We start from the raw sequence: 24,844 nt of genomic DNA, 5'->3' as shown, positions 1-24,844 counted from the left end.
TGCACTGTTTGAAGGAATGTTCGGCCATAACGAAGAATGACCGCATGATGGGCCGGGATTCTAGCATTTAGTCGGGGGATGGTGTAGGAACAAGCTGCAGGCTTTGCGCCATAAGCTTTTGAGCAGCAAATCCTGTGAGGATCTATCGGAAACTACAAGGGGAGCCGAAGCTCCCCCAGAAGTAGTTGCGTGCTCTATTTTTATTATTGGTTTCGGGCTTCTTGTTTTTGTTGATCGCCCTCGCCATGAGCTTTGACCTTCATGGCACTCTCAATCGAGAGTCAAGAGCAAACGGATTGCTTTGGTCGCTGTGTTGCTGATCTACGATCCAACCAGTTCAGGCTCTGCCTTAGGGCAGTTTTTGTTGTTCTCGGCCTGGTTGCGGGGCAAGCCCCAAATGCAACGCCTCTCCAAAAGAATCAGTTAGCTGCGCCTCCGCCGTGTTGTTTTTGTTATGCGTGAGTCGATTCGTCTTATTTTTATTGTCTTGTACAAAGCTTGTTATTGTTTTTGTACTAAGCATATAGCAGGGTGCGTGCCAACTTTTGTGCCACCCAATAAAACCGGGGGGTTGAGGCGGATTCGGCTTTTTGACGGGCGAAAAAAAGCCGGGGGTTCGTTACCGTAAGCCCCGGCTTTTGTTACGCAAAAAATCAGCGGTAACAGTTTTTTCACATCTGTGGGTGTTACCTGTGGGCGCGCGCCTCAGCTTTAGCTGGCCACACCGGTCTTGCGCCGTGGGATACCCAGGCGCTGACGGCGCTCCCACAGGCATTTACGGCTCACGCCCAGTTTGCGCGCCAGTTCGGTTTCGGTCATATGGTCCTGATGCTCCAGGACAAAATGCTGGAAGTAGTCTTCCAGTGACAGATCCTCGGTCGGCTCATGGCTGGTATTGCTACCGCCCTGTTGCGGGGCCAGGCCGATGAAATCGTCGTCCTCCAGGTCACTGAGTTCGATATCGATACCCAGCAGCTCGGCGGAAATCTCCGGGCTCTCGGACAGGATCACCGCGCGCTCGACCGCATTCTCCAGCTCCCGCACGTTACCCGGCCACGAGTAATGTCGGATTGCCTGCTCGGCGTCCGGGGCGAATTTCAGGTCGGTACGGTTGATACGTGCGCTCTGGCGCAGCAGGAACGCTTGGGCGATCTCGTTGACGTCGGCGCCACGCTCACGCAGGGCCGGCAGCTTGAGGGCGATCACGTGCAGGCGGTAATACAAGTCTTCACGGAACTGGCCGATCTTGGCCAGGCTCTTTAGGTCGCGGTGGGTGGCCGCGATCAGGCGAACATCGACCTTCTGCGATTGCACCGAGCCCACGCGGCGAATCTCGCCTTCCTGCAACACGCGCAGCAATCGCGCCTGCGCTTCCAGCGGTAGCTCGCCGATTTCGTCGAGGAACAATGTGCCGCCGTCCGCCGCCTCCACCAGGCCCGCACGCCCGGCGCTGGCGCCGGTAAACGCGCCTTTCTCGTGGCCGAACAGTTCGGACTCGATCAGGGATTCGGGAATCGCTGCACAGTTCACCGAGATCATCGGTGCCTTGGCGCGCTTGGACAGATTATGCAGCGCGCGCGCCACCAGTTCCTTGCCGGTGCCGGATTCACCCTGGATCAGCACATTGGAATCGGTTGGCGCCACTTTGCGGATCTTGCCGTACAGGTCCTGCATCGGCGGGCAGGAGCCGATGATGCCAATCTCGCCATTGCTGTTGTCGACGCCCGGCTTGTCGGCGGCGCTGGCGGTTTTACCGGCGGGACGTTGTTCGGCCGGTGCGCTGCTGGCCGACTGACGGTCGCGCAGGATGCGCGCCACGGCCTGAAGCATCTCGTCGTGGTCGAACGGTTTGGCGATGTAGTCCACCGCGCCCATCTTCATGGAGTCCACCGCCGAGCGCAGGCTGGCGTAGCTGGTCATGATCAGCACCGGCGTGCCCTGGCCAAGCTTGATCAACTCGGTGCCAGGCGCACCGGGCAGGCGCAGGTCACTGACAATCAGGTCGAACGTGGGAATGCTGAAACGCTCTTGTGCTTCCTGCACCGAGCCGGCTTCGCTGACCTGGTACTGGTTACGTTCAAGCAGGCGACGCAAGGCAGAGCGGATAATGGTTTCGTCTTCGACGATCAAAATGTGCGGCATTGATTCAATTCTCTCGACGGTCTCAGTTCACAGCGGACGTCGCTTCGACATGACGCGGCAAGGTCACCCGAATACGGGTGCCGCGTTGGCTTTCGGTGTCAGCCGGGCTGTCGATGGTGATTTGTCCATAATGCTCTTCAACGATGGAATAGACCAGTGCAAGGCCCAGACCGGTACCTTCGCCTGGGTCCTTGGTGGTGAAGAAAGGTTCGAACAGTCGGTCCATGATGTTCTGTGGAATACCGCTACCTTCATCTTCGACGATCAGATCGACCGTATGCTCGAAACCCTCGGTCTTGACACGTACCGCGCCACCGGCCGGCGTGGCGTCGCGGGCATTGGAAAGCAGGTTGATCAGCACTTGGGCAAGGCGTTGCGAATCACCGTCGACCCAATGGTCGGGGTCGCACAGGTTAAAGAACTGTACTTCGAAATTACGTCGGTTCAAGGCCAGCAGCCCAATGGCATCCTGCGCCACTTCGGCCAGGCACACCGCCTCATCGAGATTTTGATGGGCGCCGGCGTGGGCAAAACTCATCAGCGACTGCACGATCCGCGACACGCGCTTGGTCTGTTCGAGGATCTGCCCGCTGATTTCGATGATTTCACCGTCTTCTTCGCGCTCCTCGCGCAGGTTTTGCGCCAGGCAGGCAATGCCGGTAATCGGGTTGCCGATCTCGTGGGCCACGCCCGCCGCCAGGCGCCCGATACTGGCCAGGCGCTCTGAGTGCACCAGTTTGTCTTCGAGCATCTGGGTTTCGGTCAGGTCTTCGACCAGTAACACCAGGCCGCTGTTACCGGGGGCCAGGGGTTCGTCGATCGCGGCTTTGTGCAGGTTGAGCCAGCGGGTCTGGCCGTCGAGGGCCAGGTGCTGCTTGTGCAGATGTTCGTCGGGCAGGTTGATGAAGCCTTGCAACAATTCTTTCCAGGGCTCGCCCAAGGTATTCAGGCGCGACCCCACCACCCGCTGCGCGGCGATGCCGGTGAGTTCTTCCATGGCCTTGTTCCACATCAGGATCTCCTGATCCTTGGCCAGGGAGCACACCCCCATCGGCAATTCCTGCAGCGTCTGGCGATGGTAGCGGCGCAGGGCGTCGAGTTCGGCGGCAAGCCCGGTGAGGCGCGAGTGGTAGTCCTCCAGCCGGCTCTCGATGAAGTGGATGTCTTCGGTCACGTAGTTTTCGCCGCCGGCCTTGTAGGGCAGGAAGGTTTCCACCATGTCCTGGGACACGCTGGGGCCCATCAAACCGGACAGGTTGGCTTCGATGCGGTCACGCAGGCGGCGCAGTGCGTAAGGACGGCGCTCGTCAAAGGGCAGGTACAGATCGCGCAGCGCTTGTTCGACTTCCTTTTGCGCGGCCTTGGCGCCCAGCGGCTTGGCCAGTTGCGTGGCGAACTCCTGGGGTGAGGCGGCATGCAGTTCACGGCGTTGCGGACGGCGTACGTTATCCACGGCGCAGGCTTCGGCGGCGCTGGTTTCCTCGGGGCTGGCGTTGGTGAACAACGAAATCAGGGTGAACATCAGTACGTTGGCGGCCAGCGAGGCAATCGCGGCCATGTGCCAACTGGTGTCGTCCAGCACATAAATCATGTTCAGCAGTGGGATGTAGAAGCCCTGCAGGTTACCGACCAGCGGTAGCAGCATGGTCACGACCCACACCAGGATCCCCGCCAGCAACCCGGCGATGAAACCCCGACGATTGGCGGTCGGCCAGTACAGCACCGACAACACCCCCGGCAGGAACTGCAAGGTGGCGACAAACGCGACGATGCCAAGGTTGGCCAGGTCTTGTCCGGCACCCAGCAGCAGGTAGAAGCCATAGCCGGCCATGATGATCGCGACGATCAGCGCACGGCGCGTCCATTTCAACCAGCGGTAGATATTGCCTTCGGCCGGGGGCTGGTACAGCGGCAGCACCAGGTGGTTGAGCGCCATGCCCGACAGCGCCAGGGTGGTGACGATGATCAGTCCGCTGGCTGCCGATAAGCCGCCGACATACGCCAGCAGCGCCAGGGCCGGGCTATTGGCGGCAATGCCGATACCGAGGGTGAAGTATTCGGGGTTGGTGGTGGCACCCAGTTTCAGGCCGGCCCACAGGATCAGCGGCACCGCCAGGCTCATCAGCAGCAGGAACAGCGGCAAGCCCCAGCTGGCGCTGACCAGCGCGCGCGGGTTGAGGTTTTCGGTAAACGTCATGTGATACATGTGCGGCATCACGATTGCCGAGGCGAAGAACACCAGCAGCAGGGTGCGCCACGGGCCTTCCTGCAAGGGCGTATGCAAGGCGGCGAGGGCCGTCTGGTTTTGCAGCAGCCACAGTTCCAGCTGTTGCGGGCCGTCGAACACGCCGTACAGCGCATACAGGCCGACGCCACCAATGGCGATCAGCTTGATCACTGACTCAAAGGCAATCGCAAACACCAGGCCTTCGTGCTTCTCGCGGGTGGCGATATGGCGCGAGCCGAAGAAAATTGTGAATAAGGTGATCAGCGCACAGAAGGCCAGGGCGACGCGGTGCTGCACCGGCTCGCGGGTAAGAATGCTGATCGAGTCGGCCACGGCCTGGATTTGCAGGGCCAGCAAGGGCAGCACGCCAATCAGCATGAATACGGTGGTCAGCGCCCCGGCCCAGGTACTGCGAAAGCGGAACGCGAACAGGTCCGCCAGGGATGACAATTGGTAGGTACGGGTGATTTTCAGGATCGGGTACAGCAACACCGGTGCCAGTAAAAAAGCGCCGGACACGCCGAGGTAGCTGGACAGGAAACCGTAGCCGTACTGATAGGCCAGGCCCACCGTGCCATAGAAGGCCCAGGCACTGGCGTACACGCCGAGGGACAAGGTGTAGGTCAACGGATGGCGAATGATCGCCCGCGGAATCATTCCGCGCTCACTGATCCAGGCCACCCCGAACAACGCAGCCAGGTAGGCGGCGCTGATCAGCAGCATCTGGGTGAGGCTAAAGCTCATCGGCATCTTTTTGGCTCTGCAGGATGAAAGTCACGACGATCAGGATCAGCCACAGCAGATAGGGGCGATACCAGGCGCCCGTGGCGTCGATCCACCAATCCATGATGGCGGGGGAAAACAGGTAGATCCCGACGACCAGCAGCAGGACCAATCGATAGATGTACATGTTGGCCTCTGATTAAAAAACTGCGGCGATGGTAACGGATGCCCGGCAAGCTGCAAGCGCCTTCAGCTCAATTGCGCTTCGGCCAGTGTGAGTGTGCGCGGTATCTGCGCGGCATCCCAGTGACGGATGCCCCAATCCAGCAGTTCCCGCGGGCTGGCGTGAAGCAGCTCGGTGCCGGGCTGCTGGCCGAGGGCGCGCAGTGCTCTGACCAGCAGCGGCGTGGCCTGCTCCGGCATCAGCGGCGGCGAACGGTAGGATTTGCCCAACTTGTTACCGTCCGGCTGGACGATCAACGGTACATGCAAGTAGCGCGGTTGGCGCAGGCCCAGCAGTTCTTGCAGATACAACTGGCGTGGGGTGGAGTCGAGCAGGTCGGCGCCGCGCACGATATCGGTAACACCTTGCCAGGCATCGTCGAGTACCACGGCCAACTGGTAGGCGTAGAGCCCGTCGCGGCGACGGATGATGAAATCGCCGGCGTCACGCCCCAGGTGCTGTCGGAATACGCCCTGTACGGGGTCGGTAAAGTGGTATTCGAGTTCTGGTACGCGTAACCGGATGGCGGCATCCTGCTGATCGTGACCGGCATTGCGGCACAAGCCCGGGTAGATGCCGTGGTAAGGCTCCAGCTGTTTGCGTGAACAGGTGCAGGCGTAGGCCAGGCCATGGTTGAACAGGCCGTTCAACACATTGGCGTAGGCATCATGCCGCTCACTTTGTCGGACCACTTCCCCGTCCCATTCGAAGCCATAGCTTTCCAAGGCATGAAGGATCGCCGCCTGGGCGCCGGGCTCTTCACGGGGAGGGTCGAGATCTTCCATGCGCATCAGCCAGCGGCCGTTGTTGGCGCGGGCGTCAAGGTAGGAGGCGAGGGCGGCAACCAGCGAGCCGAAGTGCAAGTGGCCGCTGGGCGTGGGGGCGAAACGTCCGATATAGGTAGAGGCTGTCATGGGCCGGATACTACTGGAAAATCGCTGAACGCCAGAAACAAAAATGGAGCGTTCGCACGCTCCATTCGTTCAGCCCGGCGGGATTATTTGCCGACCTGTTTTTCCTTGATTTCGGCCAAGGTCTTGCAGTCTACGCACAGGTCCGCGGTCGGGCGGGCTTCCAGACGGCGGATACCGATCTCGACGCCGCAGGATTCGCACCAGCCGTATTCTTCGTCCTTGATCAGTTGCAGGGTCTTGTCGATCTTCTTGATCAGCTTGCGCTCGCGATCACGGGCGCGCAGTTCGAGAGCGAACTCTTCTTCCTGGCTGGCACGGTCGGCCGGATCCGGGAAGTTGGCGGCTTCGTCCTTCATATGGTCAACGGTGCGGTCAACTTCCTGCATCAAGTCCTGTTTCCACTTGTTCAGGATCTTGGTGAAATGCGCGCGCATGGGCTCGCCCATGTACTCCTCACCTTTCGTTTCTACGTAAGGTTCGAAGCCGCTGATGTTTTGCTTGTCTTGGGTGGACATGAATAGACCGCCTCTCACTCTTCTAATCCATTGCGCAGGATTGCAACGTCACCGACACCTGCCGGCCCTGCGGCTGCAAGCGGGCGAACTTACCAGATAGATTCGGGGTGCGCCACTCCCGGTTGTCGAGCCTGTCGCGTCGGGGTTGCAAACTGCAGCAGCCCGTCGTGACTGGGTATGTCGCGTCTCGAATGTTGATTTTAGTCGTTTTGTCGGTGCTTGCCCGGACCGCAAAGCCGGCCGGGTAGGCAATAGAGCATGTTTTACCGCGCGGGTTCGGTAGAATCCTGATTTTGTTCTTACCGTTAAGGAAGGCCAATGGCTCAGCCCTACAGTGCGCGCAGTCGCGCCATCGAACCTTTTCATGTCATGGCGTTGCTGGCGCGGGCCAATGAGCTGCAGGCTGCGGGCCATGATGTGATCCATCTGGAAATCGGCGAGCCGGATTTTACCACCGCCGAACCGATCATCCAGGCCGGCCAGGCGGCGCTGGCCAATGGCAAGACCCGCTACACCGCGGCCCGTGGAGTGCCGGAGTTGCGCGAAGCGATCAGCGGTCTCTACGAGCAGCGCTACGGTTTGAACATCGATCCCGAGCGAATCCTGATCACCCCCGGCGGCTCCGGCGCCCTGCTATTGGCCAGCAGCCTGTTGGTGGACCCCGGCAAGCACTGGCTGCTGGCAGACCCGGGCTACCCGTGTAACCGGCACTTTTTGCGATTGGTGGAAGGTGCCGCCCAACTGGTGCCGGTGGGCCCCGAGGTGCGTTACCAACTGACTGCCGATCTGGTCGCCAAGCACTGGGACCAGGACAGCGTGGGCGCGCTGGTGGCCTCTCCGGCCAACCCTACCGGGACAATCCTCACGCGCGATGAGTTGGCGCAGCTGTCGAGTGCACTCAAGGCGCGCAATGGGCATCTGGTGGTGGACGAAATCTACCACGGCCTCACTTACGGCACCGACGCGGCCAGCGTGTTGGAAGTGGACGATGAAGCCTTCGTCTTGAGCAGTTTTTCCAAGTATTTCGGCATGACCGGCTGGCGCCTGGGGTGGCTGGTGGCGCCACCGGCAGCCGTCAGCGAGCTGGAGAAGCTGGCGCAGAACCTCTACATCAGCGCACCCAGCATGGCCCAGTATGCGGCGCTGGCGTGTTTCACCCCGCAGACCTTGAGCATTCTGGAGGAGCGCCGCGCCGAATTTGGCCGTCGTCGTGATTTCTTGCTGCCGGCTCTGCGCGAACTGGGCTTCGGCATCGCCGTTGAGCCCGAAGGCGCTTTCTATTTGTACGCTGATATCAGCGCATTCGGCGGTGATGCCTTCGCGTTCTGCAGGCACTTCCTGGAAACACAGCATGTGGCCTTCACCCCCGGGCTGGATTTTGGCCGCTATCAAGCCGGGCATCATGTGCGTTTTGCCTACACCCAAAACCTGGATCGACTACAGGAGGCGGTGGAACGTATCGCCCGTGGCTTGCGGAGCTGGCAAGGCTGATGCACTTTTATCCTCCCCTCGAAGAAGGCCGGTTGATCCGCCGTTACAAGCGTTTTCTGACCGATATCGAAACCGTTACCGGCGAGTTGCTGACCATACACTGCCCCAATACCGGCTCGATGCTCAATTGCATGGTGGAAGGCGGGCAGGTGTGGTTCAGCCGTTCCAGCGACCCCAAGCGCAAGTTGCCCGGTACCTGGGAAATCGCCGAAACGCCCCAGGGCCGGCTGGCGTGCGTCAACACGGCACGCGCCAACCAGCTGGTTGAAGAAGCCTTACGCGCCGGCGTCATTACTGAGCTCAATGGTTTCACTGCGTTGAAGCGAGAGGTGCCTTACGGCCAGGAAAAAAGTCGGATCGATTTTCGCCTGGAATACCCGGACGGTGCGGCGTATGTCGAAGTCAAAAGCGTCACCCTGGGTTTTGACGGTTCCAGTGTTGCCGCTTTCCCCGATGCGGTGACCCAGCGTGGCGCCAAGCATTTGCGGGAGTTGGCGCATCTGGCGCGTGACGGCGTGCGAGCGGTGCAACTGTATTGCGTCAATCTGTCGGGAATTGATGCAGTGCGCCCGGCAGTGGAGATCGACGCCGCCTACGCCGCCGCCCTGCGCGAGGCCAAGGCTGCTGGTGTGCAAGTGCTGGCGTATGGCGCACGCGTAACGTCGGACGAGATTTGCATCGACCGTCGATTGGACGTGCGGCTCGACTAGATCGCCACCCACAGGCCCTGTTCATCTTCGCGGCCGGGCAGGGCAACGAGGCTCTGACCGGCGCACGGGCCTGCGATGCATTCGCCGCTTTCGATCAGGAACAGCGCACCATGCGTGGCACACTGGATCAGGCTGGCGCTGTCGTCGAGGAAACGATCAGGTTGCCATTCCAGCGCGATGCCGCGATGGGGACAACGGTTGATATAGAAATAGGCAACGCCGTTGCGGCGCACGGCCAACAGCTTGCAGCCGTCGATATCAAAACCACGGCTGCTGTCGGGTATGAGCTCGTCGGAAGGGCAGAGAAACTTCATTACAATCCTTAAGTGCCTTGACGTTCAAATGCAAACAATTATCAAATGCCGGCTTCGCCCGTTTGCTGACCGGGTGCTCGGTTCGATGCCTGGCAGGGTTTTTCTGTCACATCCGTGAGTGCTCAAAAGCCCATGCACCTGGAAGGAAACCCTGTTATGCGCCTGAGTACCAGCGTTATTGCGCTTGTTGTCGGACTGCTGGTCAACCCGGGGGCGCAAGCCGCCGAACTGCCACAGCGCTGGGTAAGCGCCGGTGGGGCGCTGTCGGAATGGGTCACTGAACTGGGTGGTGAGTCGAAGCTGGTGGGGGTGGACACGACCAGTCAGTACCCGGTGTCCCTCAAGGCGTTGCCGAGTATCGGGTATCAGCGGCAATTGTCGGCCGAAGGCATTCTGAGCCTGCGCCCTGAGGTACTGGTAGGCACCGAAGAAATGGGCCCCCCGCCGGTGCTGGCGCAGGTTCGCAGCGCGGGCGTGCGGGTGGAGATGTTCTCGGCGCAGCCGGATTTGCCGACGCTGAAAGGCAACCTTCAGCACTTGGGCAAGCTGCTCGGAGACGAGCCCAAGGCCAACCAATTGTTTACCGGATATGAGCAGGCGCTTGCTGAACAACAGCGCTGGGTCGCCAAGGCCCAATCCACGCAAAAAGCTCCGGGTGTGCTGCTGTTGATCGGCCACGCCGGCGGCAAACCGTTGATTGCCGGTAAGGACACGGCTGGCGACTGGGTACTGCGGCAGGCGGGCGGGCATAACCTGGCGACACACACGGGCTACAAACCGTTCTCCGTGGAGTCGCTGGCCGGCCTGAGCCCGGATGTGCTGGTGTTCGCCGACCGTGCGCTCACAGGCGATGCCGCGCGCGCGGCGTTGTTCAAGGAAAACCCGATCCTCGCGTCGACGCCGGCGGCCAGAAGCGGGCGGGTATTCGAGCTGGACCCGACCCTGTTGGTGGGAGGCTTGGGGCCGCGCCTGCCGCAGAGCCTTGTAACGTTATCCGCCGGTTTTTATCCGGCCCAGGCTAAGCCTGCCCCATGACCACTCTGGTTAAACCGAAGACGCTGTTTATCGGGCTGGCACTGTTGTGCGTGCTGGCTACATGGCTCTCGTTGGCGTTGGGCCCCGTGAGCCTGCCATTGCTTGATACGCTGAAGGCGGGCTTGCGTTTGCTGGGCGTGCCCATCGAGGCGCAGGGGCTGGAACAGGCTGAACTGATCCTGGGGCAAATTCGTTTGCCGCGTACGTTGCTCGGCTTGGCGGTGGGTGGCGTGCTGGCGCTGTCGGGCGTGGCCATGCAGGGATTGTTTCGCAATCCGCTGGCAGACCCTGGGTTGGTGGGGGTGTCCAGTGGCGCTGCTTTGGGGGCTGCCATTGCCATCGTTGGCGGTTCGTTTTTCGGTGGATTGCCGGAGGCATTCGGGCCGTATCTGCTGTCGATCTGCGCATTTCTCGGTGGTCTGGGCGTCACGGCGCTGGTCTATCGCCTGGGGCGGCATAACGGCCAGACGAATGTGGCGACGATGTTGCTCGCCGGCATCGCGCTCACCGCGCTGGCTGGCTCCGCGGTGGGACTGTTTACCTACCTGGCCGACGACGCCACGCTGCGGACCTTGACGTTCTGGAACCTGGGCAGCCTCAACGGCGCGAGTTATTCGCGGTTGTGGCCGCTGCTGCTGGTGAGTGCGGGGGTGGCGCTGTGGTTGCCGCGCCGGGCCAAGGCGTTGAATGCACTGTTGCTCGGCGAGTCCGAGGCCTGTCACCTGGGGATCGATGTCGAAGGGCTCAAGCGCGAACTGGTGTTTTGCACCGCGCTGGGTGTGGGCGCTGCGGTGGCGGCGGCGGGCATGATTGGTTTCGTCGGGCTGGTGGTGCCGCATTTGGTGCGACTGCTGGCTGGGCCCGATCATCGCGTGCTGTTGCCGGCATCGGTGCTGGCGGGCGCGAGCCTTCTGCTGTTTGCCGATCTGGTTGCACGCCTGGCCTTGGCGCCGGCGGAATTACCGATCGGTATCGTCACCGCCTTTATTGGCGCGCCGTTTTTTCTTTACCTGTTGTTGCGAGGGCGAGCCTGATGCTGAGCGTGCAAGCGTTACAGATTCGCCGCAGTCACAAGACGGTCTTGGCGGATGTCACCCTTGACCTGCTGCCGGGAGAAGTGCTCGGTGTGCTCGGGCCCAATGGCGCAGGCAAAAGTACGTTGCTGGGTGCGTTATGCGGTGAGTTGCCTCCTGATGAAGGCTCGGTGCGTCTGGATAAGCGCGCGCTGAAAGACTGGAGCGGATCGCAGCGCGCACAGCGACTGGCGGTGTTGCCGCAAACCTCGACGCTGGACTTCGGGTTTCGTGTCGACGAGGTGGTCGGGATGGGCCGCCTGCCTCACCGAACCGGGCAAGTGCGCGATGACGAGATTATACAGGCAGCCCTGCAGGCGGCGGATGTGGCGCACTTGAGTGGCCGCAGTTATCTCGCGTTGTCCGGCGGTGAGCGCCAGCGCGTGCACCTGGCGCGGGTGCTGGCGCAGCTATGGCCGGGCGAAGCGGGGCAAACGCTGCTGTTGGATGAGCCGACGTCGATGCTGGATCCTTTGCATCAACATACGACCTTGCAGGCAATCCGCACCTTTGCCGATCGGGGGGCGGCGGTGCTGGTGATCCTGCATGACCTGAACCTGGCGGCGCGTTACTGTGATCGTATCCTGCTGCTGGCGGGTGGGCGCCCGCATGCCCTGGACACGCCGGCACAGGTGCTGCGGCCCGAGCCGCTCAAGGCGGTGTTTGGTCTGGATGTGTTGGTGCAGTCACATCCGGAACGTGGTCATCCGTTGATCATCGCGCGCTGAGCACAGGTTTTTTTTGCAGGCAAAAAAAGACCCGGCAAGAGCCGGGTCAAATAACCGTGATTAGCCTGATGAGGAGATAATCTGAGAGTCCGAACCAATGGTCTTCCAGTTATCGGCTGATCTCGCGACCAGTTGTGATAATCATAACGATTCTCATTTGTGAGTCAATCTTTGGTTTGAATGGATCGGGTTTTTTCTCAAACGTTCGTTTGAAAGTCCCATGAACATTGAGTCTGCAGGCTCAGCTAATTTTTCTGGCGCGCCGAAATGGCGTCCAGTTGGCGGTTCAGCGCCTCTTTGCGTTCTGCAGGAATGTCGTTCCAATGCACGTCCATCAATGCCCCTTCGATTGCATACAACAGCACTTTCGAGGCTCGGAACCCACGACTCCTTACGGCTCGATAGGCATCGACCGCTCCCAACCGACGCAAATCGGACGCACTGTGGATGCCCACCGCGTGCAGCCACTGTGCCGACGTCTTGCCGAGGTTTTTCAGGTGTTGCAGCTCATCGTTCATCAAGCCTCCTTGCAACGGCCGAATGGTGCGGTGGGTATCGTGACCAGCAGACCTGAACAGGAGTGTAGCGCTCAGTAGGAAAAGTGTAGTTCTTTGCTCGGAAACGGTTCAAAAGCTTATAAGAATGGCGCGAAAATTTTGACGTGCGCACGCGCGTGCCCAGGCATGCCTGGCGAGGCCTGGGGATGGAGCGTAGGGGTTACTTGGTGCGGTAGCGCAGGCGAGTCCCGAAATTGACCGACATTAGGATCTCATCGGCAGTCAATTCAGCCGGGAAATAGGTGCCGGAAATCTGTGCATGGGCCAGACTGGCGCCTTCCAGCGAGCAGTCGCGCAAATCCAGTCCGCGCAAATCGGCGGAACGGAAATAGGCATCCGTGAAATCCACGCCTGTGGCATTCAATTCGCGCAGGTCCAGCCCGCGAAAATCGCCACCGCGCATGTCGATGGTGACGTCGTTCGGGCGCTCCTTGTTGAAGCCTCGGATATCGTCTTTGTGCAGGAGCGAGTAGAGCGGGGTATCAAGAAGCTTGGGGTGACTCATGATGACGAACTCCTGTTGGATTTATGACGCCATTATAGTGCCACTATTGCTGGGTCGTGCGCCCAGTAGACGACACGACCAAGAAATTTTTCTTACAGGCCCGGCATGCGTTGGCGAATTTGCGCGACCAATGCATCGAGGGTACCGCTCTGATTGGTTTCGACGCGTTTGCTCAGTAGCAGTTCTTCGGCCGTCAGGGGGTCGCGATTGGCATGCTGTTCTTCGATAACGCTCAAGGTGGCGTCAGACGGATCGTTTTTATCCGCCTGACGTTGCGCCAGCCAACTGGTAATCACGGCGTGTGGCGCATTGCAATCGAGGATCAGGAAGGGCGCACCGGTGGCCTCGGCCACTTTGGCTGCGGCGTCGCGCTGTGCATGTTTGAGGAACGTGGCATCCAGTACCACCGGGTAGCCGGCGCGCAGCACGGTGTCGGCAATTTCGTTCAGGCGTGCGTAGGTGCGTGCGCTGGCATCGGCGGCATAGATGCCGGCTTGCGGTGTATTTTCCACCTGCTGCTCACCGAACAGGCGCTTGCGCTCCACATCTGAGCGTAGGCGCACGGCACCCAGTGCTTCTACCAGACGCATGGCGACGTGGCTTTTGCCCACAGCCGAAACCCCGTGGGTTATCGCCAGGAAGCGCGACGGGATGGTGCTATAGCTTTCCGCCAGGTTGGCGTAGTTGCGGTACTGGCGCAGCGTCGTGGCGCGTTGCACCGGGCTGGCTTCGCTCGGCATGCTGAACAGCGCGACCTTGGCACGCACGAGCGCACGGTAGGCTTTATAGAAGTTCAGCAGTTCAAGGCCCTGATAATCACCGGTCAGCTCCAGGTACTGACTGATGAAGCGACGAGCCAGGGACTTGAGGCCGCGGTCTTCCAGGTCCATGGCCAGGAAGCCGGTATCGGCATACACGTCGGTGAAGCGGAAAGGTTCGTTGAACTCGATGCAGTCGAAGATCACCACCTGGCCGTCAATCAACGTGGCGTTACCGAGGTGGATATCACCGTGGCACTCGCGGGTGAAACCGTCGATCTTGCGCTTTGCCAGCAACGGTTTAAGGCGTTCGAAGCTGCTCTCGGCCCAGGCTTGCAAGGCTTCCAGTTGCGCCAGGTCGGCCTTGTCGCTGAGGAACGGGCGGATCTGGTCGAAGTTCTGCCTTACCGGCGCCATCACTTCGCCCGGGGTGCCGGCGGGATGCTCCTGCGGGACTTTCGGCGCAGTGAGGTGGAAGTGCGCGATTTGCTTGGCCATCTCGTCAATGTGCGCACTGGTCAGTTCGCCATTGGCTTGCAAGGTACTGAGCAGTTGGCTTTGCGGGAACTGACGCATCTTCAGTGCGTACTCGATAACCGGCCCTTGGCCTCCCAGTTGAGGCGCTTCGGCCGTGCCGGTGATCGGCAATACTTCCAGATACAAATCCTGGGTCAGGCGCTGGTTGAGGCGCAGCTCTTCGTGACAGAAGTGACCGCGTTTTTCCAGATCAGTGAAGTCCAGGAAACCGAAGTTCATCGGTTTCTTCAGCTTATAGGCATACGGACCGGTCAGGACCACCCAGGAAATATGGGTTTCGATGACTTGGAACGCTTCAACCGGATGAGGATATAAAGCCGGGTTTTGCAGGGCTGCGATCAGGGACTGGCTCACGGGCGATCCTTCAGAGTCTGGGGAAAATCATGGCGGGCATTATGGCCGCTATGGCCGGTCGTGCAAACCGCTGTCCGGCTCATGTTGATCATCAATAAAGTGCGTATAATCCGCCGCCATGACTCGAACCCGATCTCCCCGCTCCCGTAAAAAACCTCCCTCCAGTGGCCTGCGTCCGTGGCTTGGCTGGGCGCTTAAGCTCGGCCTCGTGGGCCTTGTGTTGCTCGCAGGCTTTGCGGTGTACCTCGACGCCGTAGTCCAGGAAAAATTCTCCGGCAAGCGCTGGACCATTCCGGCCAAGGTGTATGCACGCCCGCTGGAGTTGTTCACCGGCCAGAAGCTGAGCAAGGATGATTTTCTCACCGAACTCGACGCCTTGGGCTACCGCCGCGAAGCCGTGAGCAATGGCCCGGGTGCGGCGGCGGTCAGCGGTAATACCGTCGACCTGAACACGCGTGGCTTCCAGTTTTATGAAGGCCTGGAAAAAGCCCAGCCGGTACGCGTGCGCTTTTCCGGTGATTATGTGGCCGAACTGTCGTCCCTCAACGGCTCGAAGCTGCCGGTGGTGCGCCTCGAACCGCTGATGATCGGCGGTATTTATCCGAAAAACCTTGAAGATCGCATCCTGATCAAGCTCGATCAGGTGCCGCCGTACCTGCTGGAAACCCTGGTTGCGGTGGAAGACCGGGATTTCTACAGCCATTGGGGCGTCTCGCCGAAGTCGATTGCCCGCGCCATTTGGGTGAACACCTCAGGCGGCAAGATGACTCAGGGCGGCAGTACGCTGACCCAGCAGTTGGTGAAGAACTTCTACCTGACCAATGAGCGCAGCCTGACCCGCAAGCTCACCGAAGCCATGATGGCCATGTTGCTGGAGTTGCACTACAGCAAACAGGAGATCCTCGAGGCGTACCTCAATGAGGTATTTGTCGGCCAGGATGGCCAGCGTGCGGTGCACGGTTTCGGCCTGGCCAGCCAGTTTTTCTTCGGTCAGCCGCTGTCTGAATTGAAGCTGCATCAGGTTGCCTTGCTGGTGGGCATGGTCAAGGGGCCTTCCTACTACAATCCGCGTCGCAACCCTGAGCGTGCGCTGGAGCGCCGCAACCTGGTGCTCGATGTGCTGGAGCAGCAGGGCGTTGCCACGGCTGAACAGGTCGCAGCAGCGAAGAAAATGCCGCTGGGCGTGACCACGCGCGGCAAGTTGGCGGACAGTTCCTTCCCTGGCTTTATCGATCTGGTGAAGCGCCAGTTGCGTGAAGACTATCGCGACGAAGACTTGACCGAAGAGGGTCTGCGGATATTCACCAGCTTCGACCCGATCCTGCAGATGAAGGCAGAGGCTTCAGTCAACGACACCTTCAAGCGCCTGACCGGCCGCAAAGGTTCGGACGAAGTGGAAGCGGCGATGGTGGTGACCAACCCGGAGACCGGTGAAGTCCAGGCCATGATCGGCAGTCGCCAGGCGAGCTTCGCCGGTTTCAACCGTGCACTGGATGCGGTGCGGCCGATTGGCTCGCTGGTCAAGCCTGCGGTTTACCTGACGGCTCTCGAGAAACCGAGCAAATACACGCTCACCAGTTGGCTGTCGGACGACCCGCTGTCGGTCAAGGGTGGTGATGGCCAGGTGTGGACGCCACAGAACTTCGATCGTCGCTCCCATGGCACGGTGTTCCTGTACCAAGGCCTGGCGCATTCGTACAACATTTCCACCTCGCGACTGGGGTTGGAAGTGGGCGTGCCGAATGTGCTCAAGACGCTGGCGCGACTGGGTATCACCCGTGAGTTCCCGGCTTTCCCGTCAATCCTGTTGGGCGCCGGTGCAATGACGCCGATGGAAGTCGCGACCATGTACCAGACCCTCGCCAACGGTGGTTTCAACACACCGATGCGTGGGATCCGGAGTGTGCTGACGGCCGAGGGTGAGCCGCTTAAACGCTACCCTTTCCAGATTCAACAGCGTTTCGATGCGGGCTCCATCTACCTGATCCAGAACGCCATGCAGCGCGTGATGCGCGAAGGTACTGGCAGCTCTGTCTATAAAGTGCTGCCTTCCAACCTGACGTTGGCGGGCAAGACCGGTACCAGTAACGACTCACGTGACAGCTGGTTCGCCGGTTTCGGTCAGGACGTGCTGGCGGTGGTGTGGCTGGGCCGTGATGACAATGGCAAGACGCCGTTTACCGGCGCTACCGGTGCGCTGCAGGTCTGGACCAGTTTCATGCGCAAGGCCGATCCGTTGCCGTTGAACATGCCGCAGCCGGACAATATCGTGCAGGCCTGGATCGACCCGCACACCGGTCAAGGCTCCGATGCCAACTGTCCGGGCGCGGTACAGATGCCGTATATTCGCGGCAGCGAACCACCACCCGGTGCTGCGTGCGGGGGCGGTGCCCCGGCTGACGCGGAATCGGTGATGGATTGGGTCAAGGGCTGGATGAATTAAGCAAAGAGGGTTTCAAGTGAACAAGTGGTGTATTCCAGCGATTACAGCTCTGGCTTTGCTCAGCGGTTGCTCCAGCGTGCAGCGCGGCTCCATTCCCGTGGTGGATTCGAGCACGGCCGTTTCCAATAGCGATCGGATTTCGGCCAATGGCGGTTTCCGCCAGACCGTGACCAATCGTCCGGCGCAGGCCAAGCCTCAGGCCATGCCGCAGGATTCGGGCGTGGTGGTGATGGTGCCGGGCGCTGGCGCTGCTACGTCGGCACCGATCAGTGCTGAGCCATGGACGCCGGGGCCGAGCAGCTCCGGGCCAATCGACGCGACACCGATTCAGACGGCACCGGTCAATCAGGGCAGCTACAGCATGCCGTCGACGCCCAGCGGCATTCCATCGGCATCCAGCGCCGGAGGCCTGTCGGCTGACGAACAACTGGACGGTCCGGTACTGGCCTTGCTCACCACCGCTCAGCAACAACAGGCGGGAGGTGATTTGAACGGCGCCTCCTCAAGTCTTGAGCGTGCGCAGCGTGTTGCGCCGCGTGAGCCGCAGGTGCTGTATCGCCTGGCCCAGGTTCGCATGGCCCAAGGGGACGCGCCGCAGGCCGAGCAGTTTGCCCGTCGTGGCCTTTCACTGGCCAACGGCCGCCCCGACCTGCAAGCCAGCCTGTGGGCATTGATCGGTGATGCGCGCGCCGCCCAGGGCGATGCAGCCGGCGCCGCCCAGGCTCGTCAAAAAGCCAAGGTCAACCTCTGATGGATGCACGGTTGCCCGCGATAGCCGAACAGTTATTGCTGATCGAGCGCGAGTTGCGCGTGCAGGGCTGGTGGGACGAAGTGTCCCCCAGCGCCGAGGCGCTCAGCAGCGTCGAACCGTTTTCGGTGGACACCCTGGACTTTCACCAGTGGCTGCAATGGATTTTCCTGGCACGCATGAAGCAGATCCTCGAGCAGGACCTGCCGTTGCCCAATGTCTCGGGCATCCTCGAAATGGCGGAGATGGTCTACGCCGACCGACCACATGAGAGCCTTGGCTTGCGCAATGCGCTGAAAAAGTTCGATCAACTGATCGTCGGCGCTCGTTAATTGCCTGACTGCCGGTTTTTCCGGCAGTCTTGCGCACATTTCTACCGCTTGACGACATTCAGGCGAGTTTTATCCCTCCTCAAAGCCCTTTCTTCTACGTTCTCATGCGCTTAGTTGGAAAAAAGCGCAATTATTGCTTGACTTGAACGGCCTGAAACAGAAGAATCCAAAGTCCGCTGTATCGGGACTGCCAGAAGCAGGCCCGCTCAGCAGATCATGAGGCGCATATCCGCGCCGACCTGTTACACCCGCAACGCGTTACCTCGCGCTGGGTGGGAAAAGCCCGCAACACTTGGGACGATCCCAATACTTGCTCAGTCAGTGCTGACGTAGTCGGCGACCACCGTCGCTCATGCTCTGTTGAGAAGTAAACCTATTAAGACCCGTCGGTTTTCAACGGACGGTATTCTGGCGTTTTAGAGGTGAACAACGTGGAGCTTTTATCTGGCGGTGAGATGCTCGTCCGCTTTTTGCGTGACGAAGGCGTCGATTATATCTACGGGTACCCAGGTGGTGCTCTGCTGCATGTTTACGACGCACTGTTCAAGGAGCCGGCTGTTACCCACATCCTGGTTCGCCACGAACAGGCCGCGACCCATATGGCTGACGGCTACGCCCGTGCCACCGGTAAAGCCGGCGTGGTACTGGTCACCTCCGGCCCAGGCGCAACCAATGCCATTACCGGCATCGCGACTGCGTATATGGACTCCATCCCGATGGTAATCATCTCTGGCCAGGTGCCTAGCACCATGGTCGGTACCGATGCATTCCAGGAAACCGACATGATCGGTATCTCCCGGCCGATCGTGAAACACAGCTTCATGATCAAGCACGCCTCGGAAATCCCGGAAGTCATGAAAAAGGCGTTCTACCTCGCACAGTCCGGTCGCCCGGGCCCTGTGGTGGTCGATATCCCGAAAGACATGACCAACCCGGCTGAAAAATTCGAATACGTCTTCCCTAAGAAGGCCAAGCTGCGCTCCTACAGCCCGGCTGTCCGTGGGCACTCGGGGCAAATTCGCAAGGCGGCGGAAATGCTTCTGGCAGCCAAGCGTCCAGTGCTGTACTCGGGCGGTGGCGTGATCCTGGGCGGTGGTTCCGCGCCGCTGACCGAACTGGCCAAGCTGCTCAACCTGCCGGTAACGAATACCCTGATGGGCCTCGGCGCATTCCCAGGTACGGACCGCCAGTTCGTCGGCATGCTCGGCATGCACGGCAGCTACACCGCCAACCTGGCCATGCACCACGCCGACGTGATCCTGGCCGTGGGCGCGCGGTTTGATGACCGTGTGATCAACGGCGCGAGCAAGTTCTGCCCGAATGCCAAGATCATCCACATCGACATCGACCCGGCGTCTATCTCCAAGACCATCAAGGCCGACGTGCCGATCGTGGGGCCAGTGGAAAGCGTATTGACCGAAATGGTCGCCGCGCTCAAGGACATCGGCGAAACGCCGAACAAGGAATCCGTTGCCAGCTGGTGGAAGCAGATCGACGAATGGCGCGGTGACCGTGGCCTGTTCCCTTACGACAAGGGCGACGGCAGCATCATCAAGCCGCAAACCGTAATCGAGACCCTGTGCGAAGTGACCAAGGGCGACGCCTTTGTGACCTCCGATGTGGGCCAGCACCAGATGTTCGCCGCCCAGTACTACAAGTTCGATAAGCCTAACCGCTGGATCAACTCCGGCGGCCTGGGCACGATGGGCTTTGGTTTCCCTGCGGCCATGGGTGTGAAACTGAGTTTCCCGGACGCCGACGTTGCGTGCGTTACCGGTGAAGGCAGTATCCAGATGAACATTCAGGAACTGTCGACGTGCTTGCAATACGGTCTTCCGGTGAAGATCGTCTGCTTGAACAACGGCGTGCTGGGCATGGTTCGTCAATGGCAGGACATGAGCTACGGTAGCCGTCACTCTCATTCCTATATGGAATCGTTGCCAGATTTCATCAAGTTGGTTGAAGCCTATGGCCATGTCGGCATTCGCATCACCGATCTGAAAGATCTCAAGCCGAAGATGGAAGAGGCGTTCGCCATGAAGGACCGCCTGGTGTTCATCGATATCAAGGTGGATACCAGCGAGCACGTCTACCCGATGCAGATCAAAGACGGCTCTATGCGCGACATGTGGCTGAACAAGACGGAGCGTACTTAATCATGCGGCACATTATCTCCCTGCTTCTGGAGAACGAACCCGGCGCTCTGTCTCGTGTTGTCGGCCTGTTTTCGCAACGCAACTACAACATCGAAAGCCTGACCGTGGCCCCGACCGAAGACCCGACCCTGTCGCGCCTGACGTTGACCACTGTGGGTCACGATGAGGTGATCGAGCAGATTACCAAGAACCTCAACAAGCTGATCGAAGTGGTCAAGCTGGTCGACCTGTCGGAAAGCGCTCACATCGAGCGCGAGCTGATGCTGGTCAAGGTCAAGGCCACGGGTGCCCAGCGTGCCGAGATCAAACGCACCACCGACATCTATCGCGGGCAGATCGTCGATGTGAGCGCCAGCGTTTATACCGTGCAACTGACCGGTACGAGCGACAAGCTGGACAGCTTCATCCAGTCGATCGGGACGGCCTCGATTCTGGAAACCGTACGCAGTGGTGTCACCGGCATTGCCCGTGGCGACAAAGTACTCAGCATCTAACCCAAATTAGTGAATGGCCTGATGGCCTGGATATATAGAGGAACCTCATGAAAGTTTATTACGATAAAGATTGTGACCTGTCGATCATCCAGGGCAAGAAAGTCGCCATCATCGGCTACGGTTCCCAGGGGCATGCGCAAGCGTGCAACCTGAAAGACTCCGGCGTTGACGTGACTGTTGGTCTGCGCAAAGGCTCGGCCACCGTTGCCAAGGCTGAAGCCCATGGCCTGAAAGTGACCGACGTGGCGTCCGCGGTTGCGGCTGCCGACCTGGTCATGATCCTGACCCCGGACGAGTTCCAGTCCGCGCTGTACAAGAACGAAATCGAGCCGAACATCAAGAAGGGCGCCACCCTGGCCTTCTCCCACGGCTTCGCGATTCACTACAACCAGGTTGTGCCACGCGCTGACCTGGACGTGATCATGATCGCGCCAAAAGCGCCGGGTCACACCGTGCGTTCCGAGTTCGTCAAAGGCGGCGGTATCCCTGACCTGATCGCGATCTACCAGGACGCTTCGGGCAACGCCAAGAACGTAGCCCTGTCTTACGCCGCCGGCGTGGGTGGCGGTCGTACCGGCATCATCGAAACCACCTTCAAGGACGAGACCGAAACCGACCTGTTCGGCGAGCAAGCCGTTCTGTGTGGCGGTACCGTTGAACTGGTCAAAGCCGGTTTCGAAACCCTGGTTGAAGCCGGCTACGCGCCGGAAATGGCCTACTTCGAGTGCCTGCACGAACTGAAGCTGATCGTTGACCTCATGTACGAAGGCGGTATCGCCAACATGAACTACTCGATCTCCAACAACGCCGAATACGGCGAGTACGTGACCGGCCCGGAAGTGATCAACGCCGAGTCCCGTCAGGCCATGCGCAACGCCCTGAAACGTATTCAGGACGGCGAATACGCCAAAATGTTCATCAGCGAAGGCGCTACCGGCTACCCTTCGATGACCGCCAAGCGTCGTAACAACGCCGCTCACGGTATCGAAGTGATCGGCGAGCAACTGCGCTCCATGATGCCGTGGATCGGTGCCAACAAGATCGTCGACAAAGCCAAAAACTAAGTCGTACGCATCAACAGAAAACGCGGCTTAGGCCGCGTTTTTTCGTTTGCAGGGCGGGTTCTGGTATAAAGCTGCATCGTTTGCGGGCGAACGCGCACCGCATGTATTTGTCGAATTTTTTCAAACCGTTGCAAGGTAAAGTCCATGAGCGAACGTCCCGAAGAGCCAAACCAGGCTTCTGACGCCGAAAGCCTGCTGCCGATCGATGAACATGTCGAAGAAGGGCATGACGCGGAAGGCCGCAAGGTCCGGCATCGTGGCATCTATCTTTTGCCCAACCTGTTCACCACGGCGAACCTGTTTGCCGGGTTCTATTCCATCATCAACTCCATGAGTGCCCAGAGCGCGCTCGCGGCGGGTGATGCGGCGAGTGCCAGCAAGTATTTCGGCTTTGCCGCCATCGCCATCTTCGTGGCCATGGTGCTTGATGGCCTGGATGGTCGTGTGGCGCGCATGACCAATACCCAAAGTGCTTTCGGTGCCGAGTACGACTCGCTGTCGGACATGGTGGCGTTTGGTGTTGCACCCGCATTGCTGGCGTTTGCCTGGGCATTGGGTGATATGGGCAAGGTGGGTTGGATGGTTGCCTTCATCTATGTGGCGGGTGCTGCCTTGCGCCTGGCGCGCTTCAACACCCAGGTGGGCACTGCCGACAAGCGTTACTTCATCGGCTTGGCCAGCCCCGCGGCTGCGGGAGTGGTGGCGGGTATTGTCTGGGCATTCAGTGACTACGGCATCCAGGGGTCGAAAATGTCGTTCCTGGTGGCCTTGATGGTGGCGGCGGCTGGCATGCTGATGGTCAGCAACATCAAGTACAACAGCTTCAAGGAGCTCGACCTCAAGGGGCGGGTGCCGTTCGTGGCGATCCTGGTGGTGGTGTTGGTGTTCGCCGTGGTGTTCAGTGATCCGCCGCGGATTCTGCTGCTGGCATTCCTTGTCTATGCCGCTTCCGGGCCGATTCAATATTTGCTGCATCTGCGCCGGGACAAAACATTGCCTTAATGTAATTTCCCCCATACTCCGCAGTCTATTGGTGCATCAGTTCTCCAATGCTGCGGAGTTGCCATGTTAATCAAATTGCCTAAAGCGTCCGATTGCCACGAATCGGATGTCACACCTGAATCCTTCTATCTTTCTCGCCGCAGCTTGCTCGGCGGTGCGCTTGCCGGTATCGCTGCCAGCAGCTTGCCGCGCTGGGCCAGTGCGGACGAGGCTGCGCGTTATGCTGATGTTGAGCCGGGCAAGGCGCCGAATTGGTTTGCCGAGAAACTGCCCACAACGAAATGGCAGGCGGTAACGGTCAAGGATGAGGCGATCACGCCGTTCAAGGATGCCACTCACTACAATAACTTCTATGAGTTCGGCACCGACAAGGGCGACCCGGCGAAAAATGCGGGCTCACTCAAGACAGAACCCTGGAGTGTGGTGATTGATGGAGAGGTCGCAAAGCCTGGGCGTTATGCCTTGGAAGACTTCATGAAACCCTATCAGTTGGAAGAGCGGATCTACCGGTTGCGTTGTGTCGAGGCCTGGTCAATGGTTATCCCGTGGATGGGCTTTCCGATCTCCGCCTTGCTCAAGCAGGTCGAACCGACCTCCAAGGCCAAGTACATCCGTTTTGAAACGCTTCAGGATCCCAAGAGCATGCCGGGACAGCGTTCGAGTTTTGGCTTGATCGACTGGCCTTATGTAGAAGGGTTGCGTCTGGATGAAGCGATGAACCCACTGGCGATTCTGGCGGTTGGCATGTATGGGCGGGAGTTGCCCAATCAGAACGGCGCGCCGTTGCGGCTGGTCGTGCCGTGGAAGTATGGGTTCAAGAGCGTAAAGTCCATCGTGCGGATCAGTCTTGTCAGCGATCAGCCTAAAACCACATGGCAGAGCATTGCGGCGGATGAATACGGGTTTTATGCGAACGTGAACCCTACGGTCGATCACCCACGCTGGACCCAGGCGCGGGAACGTCGTTTACCGAGCGGCCTGTTCAGCCCCAATGTACGCGAGACGCAGATGTTCAACGGCTACTCGGATGAGGTTGCCTCTCTCTATACCGGTCTCGATCTGCGGAAGAATTATTGATGCGTTACCCCATCTGGCGCATGGGTGTCTTTATCGCCGCCGCTCTGTGGCCGTTGTTGTGGCTATATGAAGCATGGAGTTTCGCCTTGGGACCTGACCCCGGCAAAGTGCTGGTTGATCGATTGGGCTTAGGCACGTTGATTCTGTTGCTGATCACCTTGTGTATGACGCCGCTGCAGAAGTTGAGTGGCTGGGCGGGGTGGATCGCAGTGCGCCGACAGCTTGGCTTGTGGTGCTTTGCCTATGTGGTGCTGCACCTGGCAGCCTATTGCGTATTCGTCCTGGGGCTTGATTGGTCGCAGTTGGGCGTGGAACTGCGTAAGCGGCCCTACATTATTGTGGGCGCATTGGGTTTCTTGTCGTTATGGCTATTGGCCGTCACGTCTAACCGTTATAGCCAGCGACGGCTGGGCAGCCGATGGAAGAAGTTGCATCGCCTGGTCTATGTGATTCTGGGGCTTGGGTTGCTGCACATGTTGTGGATTGTGCGGGCTGATCTGAAGGAGTGGGCTATCTATGCTTCTATAGGTGCGCTGCTGCTGGTGCTGCGTATACCGTTCGTGACGCGGCGAATTCCTCGTCTTATTGCGAAAAAAGCGCCTTCTGCAACAAAAGCGTAATTAACCCTTGACCACAGATTCAGGGAGCCTATAATTCGCCCCACTTCCGGCGCAGTCGAAACGGAAAACTCCTTGGTAAACAATGAGTTAAGTAGTTTTCGA

General features: G+C 59.7%; 23 protein-coding genes. 14 read left to right on the top strand and 9 right to left on the bottom strand.

Annotation, left to right across the window (positions count from 1 at the left end):
- Positions 1 to 711: 711 nt before the first annotated feature.
- The 5 genes from V6M90_RS27230 to dksA form a co-directional block, all read right to left on the bottom strand.
- The gene (locus tag V6M90_RS27230) at positions 712 to 2,142 is read right to left on the bottom strand and encodes a sigma-54-dependent transcriptional regulator (protein ID WP_332847430.1); all 1,431 of its coding nucleotides are present in this window, start codon (positions 2,140 to 2,142) and stop codon (positions 712 to 714) included.
- A 22-nt stretch (positions 2,143 to 2,164) separates the two neighbouring features.
- Entirely contained in the window at positions 2,165 to 5,119 is a 2,955-nt protein-coding gene (locus tag V6M90_RS27225; protein WP_176156673.1) for a sensor histidine kinase, read from the bottom strand.
- Positions 5,103 to 5,279, bottom strand: coding sequence for a hypothetical protein (locus V6M90_RS27220; protein ID WP_003176118.1), 177 nt, complete (start codon positions 5,277 to 5,279; stop codon positions 5,103 to 5,105). Before V6M90_RS27220 ends, V6M90_RS27225 begins: the two co-directional genes overlap by 17 nt.
- 62 nt (positions 5,280 to 5,341) lie before the next feature.
- A complete protein-coding gene (gluQRS, locus tag V6M90_RS27215; protein ID WP_332847429.1) occupies positions 5,342 to 6,229 on the bottom strand; it encodes a tRNA glutamyl-Q(34) synthetase GluQRS in 888 nt (295 codons plus the stop codon).
- Positions 6,230 to 6,312: 83 nt separating this feature from the next.
- Entirely contained in the window at positions 6,313 to 6,744 is a 432-nt protein-coding gene (gene dksA, locus V6M90_RS27210) for an RNA polymerase-binding protein DksA (RefSeq protein WP_003176116.1), read from the bottom strand.
- Between the two features lie 318 nt (positions 6,745 to 7,062).
- Here dksA and V6M90_RS27205 point away from each other — a divergent pair, with 318 nt between their 5' ends.
- Both V6M90_RS27205 and sfsA read left to right on the top strand, forming a co-directional pair.
- Complete coding sequence (locus V6M90_RS27205) at positions 7,063 to 8,235, top strand: pyridoxal phosphate-dependent aminotransferase (protein WP_305427805.1); 1,173 nt, start codon at positions 7,063 to 7,065, stop codon at positions 8,233 to 8,235.
- The gene (sfsA, locus tag V6M90_RS27200; RefSeq protein ID WP_003176114.1) at positions 8,235 to 8,945 is read left to right on the top strand and encodes a DNA/RNA nuclease SfsA; all 711 of its coding nucleotides are present in this window, start codon (positions 8,235 to 8,237) and stop codon (positions 8,943 to 8,945) included. Before V6M90_RS27205 ends, sfsA begins: the two co-directional genes overlap by 1 nt.
- On the opposite strand, the gene V6M90_RS27195 is transcribed toward sfsA, so the two are convergent.
- Positions 8,942 to 9,259 carry a Rieske (2Fe-2S) protein gene (locus tag V6M90_RS27195; RefSeq protein ID WP_003176113.1) on the bottom strand — a complete coding sequence of 106 codons (318 nt, stop codon included), beginning with the start codon at positions 9,257 to 9,259 and terminating at the stop codon, positions 8,942 to 8,944. The genes sfsA and V6M90_RS27195 overlap by 4 nt on opposite strands.
- Positions 9,260 to 9,415: 156 nt before the next feature.
- Between V6M90_RS27195 and V6M90_RS27190 the strand changes: the two genes are divergently transcribed.
- The 3 genes from V6M90_RS27190 to V6M90_RS27180 are packed head-to-tail and all read left to right on the top strand — an operon-like array spanning position 9,416 to position 12,095.
- A complete protein-coding gene (locus tag V6M90_RS27190) occupies positions 9,416 to 10,294 on the top strand; it encodes a heme/hemin ABC transporter substrate-binding protein (protein ID WP_332847428.1) in 879 nt (292 codons plus the stop codon).
- A 50-nt stretch (positions 10,295 to 10,344) separates the two neighbouring features.
- Positions 10,345 to 11,328 carry a FecCD family ABC transporter permease gene (locus V6M90_RS27185; RefSeq protein ID WP_181408590.1) on the top strand — a complete coding sequence of 328 codons (984 nt, stop codon included), beginning with the start codon at positions 10,345 to 10,347 and terminating at the stop codon, positions 11,326 to 11,328.
- Positions 11,328 to 12,095 carry a heme ABC transporter ATP-binding protein gene (locus V6M90_RS27180; protein WP_003176110.1) on the top strand — a complete coding sequence of 256 codons (768 nt, stop codon included), beginning with the start codon at positions 11,328 to 11,330 and terminating at the stop codon, positions 12,093 to 12,095. The genes V6M90_RS27185 and V6M90_RS27180 overlap by 1 nt, the downstream gene beginning before the upstream one ends.
- Positions 12,096 to 12,340: 245 nt before the next feature.
- Here V6M90_RS27180 and V6M90_RS27175 read toward each other — a convergent pair whose 3' ends face one another.
- The 3 genes from V6M90_RS27175 to V6M90_RS27165 all read right to left on the bottom strand — a co-directional run bounded on the left by V6M90_RS27175 (position 12,341) and on the right by V6M90_RS27165 (position 14,806).
- Positions 12,341 to 12,613 carry a TfoX/Sxy family protein gene (locus V6M90_RS27175; RefSeq protein ID WP_003176109.1) on the bottom strand — a complete coding sequence of 91 codons (273 nt, stop codon included), beginning with the start codon at positions 12,611 to 12,613 and terminating at the stop codon, positions 12,341 to 12,343.
- 199 nt (positions 12,614 to 12,812) lie between these two features.
- Positions 12,813 to 13,157, bottom strand: a complete 345-nt coding sequence (locus V6M90_RS27170; RefSeq protein ID WP_003176108.1) for a pentapeptide repeat-containing protein — start codon at positions 13,155 to 13,157, stop codon at positions 12,813 to 12,815.
- 92 nt (positions 13,158 to 13,249) lie between these two features.
- Positions 13,250 to 14,806, bottom strand: a complete 1,557-nt coding sequence (locus V6M90_RS27165; protein ID WP_141063497.1) for a bifunctional aminoglycoside phosphotransferase/ATP-binding protein — start codon at positions 14,804 to 14,806, stop codon at positions 13,250 to 13,252.
- Between the two features lie 118 nt (positions 14,807 to 14,924).
- On the opposite strand from V6M90_RS27165, the gene mrcB reads away from it, so the two are divergent.
- The 9 genes from mrcB (at position 14,925) to msrQ (ending at position 24,742) form a co-directional block, all read left to right on the top strand.
- Positions 14,925 to 17,249 (top strand): penicillin-binding protein 1B, encoded by a 2,325-nt coding sequence (gene mrcB, locus V6M90_RS27160; RefSeq protein ID WP_332847427.1) that lies wholly within the window; start codon positions 14,925 to 14,927, stop codon positions 17,247 to 17,249.
- 16 nt (positions 17,250 to 17,265) lie between these two features.
- A complete protein-coding gene (locus V6M90_RS27155; RefSeq protein WP_003176105.1) occupies positions 17,266 to 18,000 on the top strand; it encodes a tetratricopeptide repeat protein in 735 nt (244 codons plus the stop codon).
- Positions 18,000 to 18,329: a YqcC family protein gene (locus V6M90_RS27150; protein WP_003176104.1), complete on the top strand. Its 330-nt coding sequence runs from the start codon at positions 18,000 to 18,002 to the stop codon at positions 18,327 to 18,329. Before V6M90_RS27155 ends, V6M90_RS27150 begins: the two co-directional genes overlap by 1 nt.
- A 431-nt stretch (positions 18,330 to 18,760) precedes the next feature.
- Entirely contained in the window at positions 18,761 to 20,485 is a 1,725-nt protein-coding gene (locus tag V6M90_RS27145; RefSeq protein WP_003176103.1) for an acetolactate synthase 3 large subunit, read from the top strand.
- A 2-nt stretch (positions 20,486 to 20,487) separates the two neighbouring features.
- On the top strand, positions 20,488 to 20,979 hold the full coding sequence (gene ilvN / locus V6M90_RS27140) for an acetolactate synthase small subunit (protein WP_003176102.1): 492 nt from the start codon (positions 20,488 to 20,490) through the stop codon (positions 20,977 to 20,979).
- Positions 20,980 to 21,026: 47 nt separating this feature from the next.
- A complete protein-coding gene (gene ilvC / locus V6M90_RS27135; RefSeq protein WP_003176099.1) occupies positions 21,027 to 22,043 on the top strand; it encodes a ketol-acid reductoisomerase in 1,017 nt (338 codons plus the stop codon).
- Between the two features lie 144 nt (positions 22,044 to 22,187).
- On the top strand, positions 22,188 to 23,045 hold the full coding sequence (pssA, locus tag V6M90_RS27130; RefSeq protein WP_003176097.1) for a CDP-diacylglycerol--serine O-phosphatidyltransferase: 858 nt from the start codon (positions 22,188 to 22,190) through the stop codon (positions 23,043 to 23,045).
- 63 nt (positions 23,046 to 23,108) lie between these two features.
- On the top strand, positions 23,109 to 24,122 hold the full coding sequence (msrP, locus tag V6M90_RS27125; RefSeq protein ID WP_003176096.1) for a protein-methionine-sulfoxide reductase catalytic subunit MsrP: 1,014 nt from the start codon (positions 23,109 to 23,111) through the stop codon (positions 24,120 to 24,122).
- Positions 24,122 to 24,742, top strand: a complete 621-nt coding sequence (msrQ, locus tag V6M90_RS27120) for a protein-methionine-sulfoxide reductase heme-binding subunit MsrQ (protein WP_332847426.1) — start codon at positions 24,122 to 24,124, stop codon at positions 24,740 to 24,742. The genes msrP and msrQ overlap by 1 nt, the downstream gene beginning before the upstream one ends.
- Positions 24,743 to 24,844: the final 102 nt, after the last annotated feature.

Origin of the sequence: Pseudomonas lactucae (genome assembly GCF_036688725.1) — a bacterium.
GTDB classification, from domain to species: Bacteria; Pseudomonadota; Gammaproteobacteria; order Pseudomonadales; family Pseudomonadaceae; genus Aquipseudomonas; species Aquipseudomonas lactucae.
Note: the sequence above shows the minus strand (reverse complement) of the source record. Positions and strands in the feature narration are given on the sequence as shown.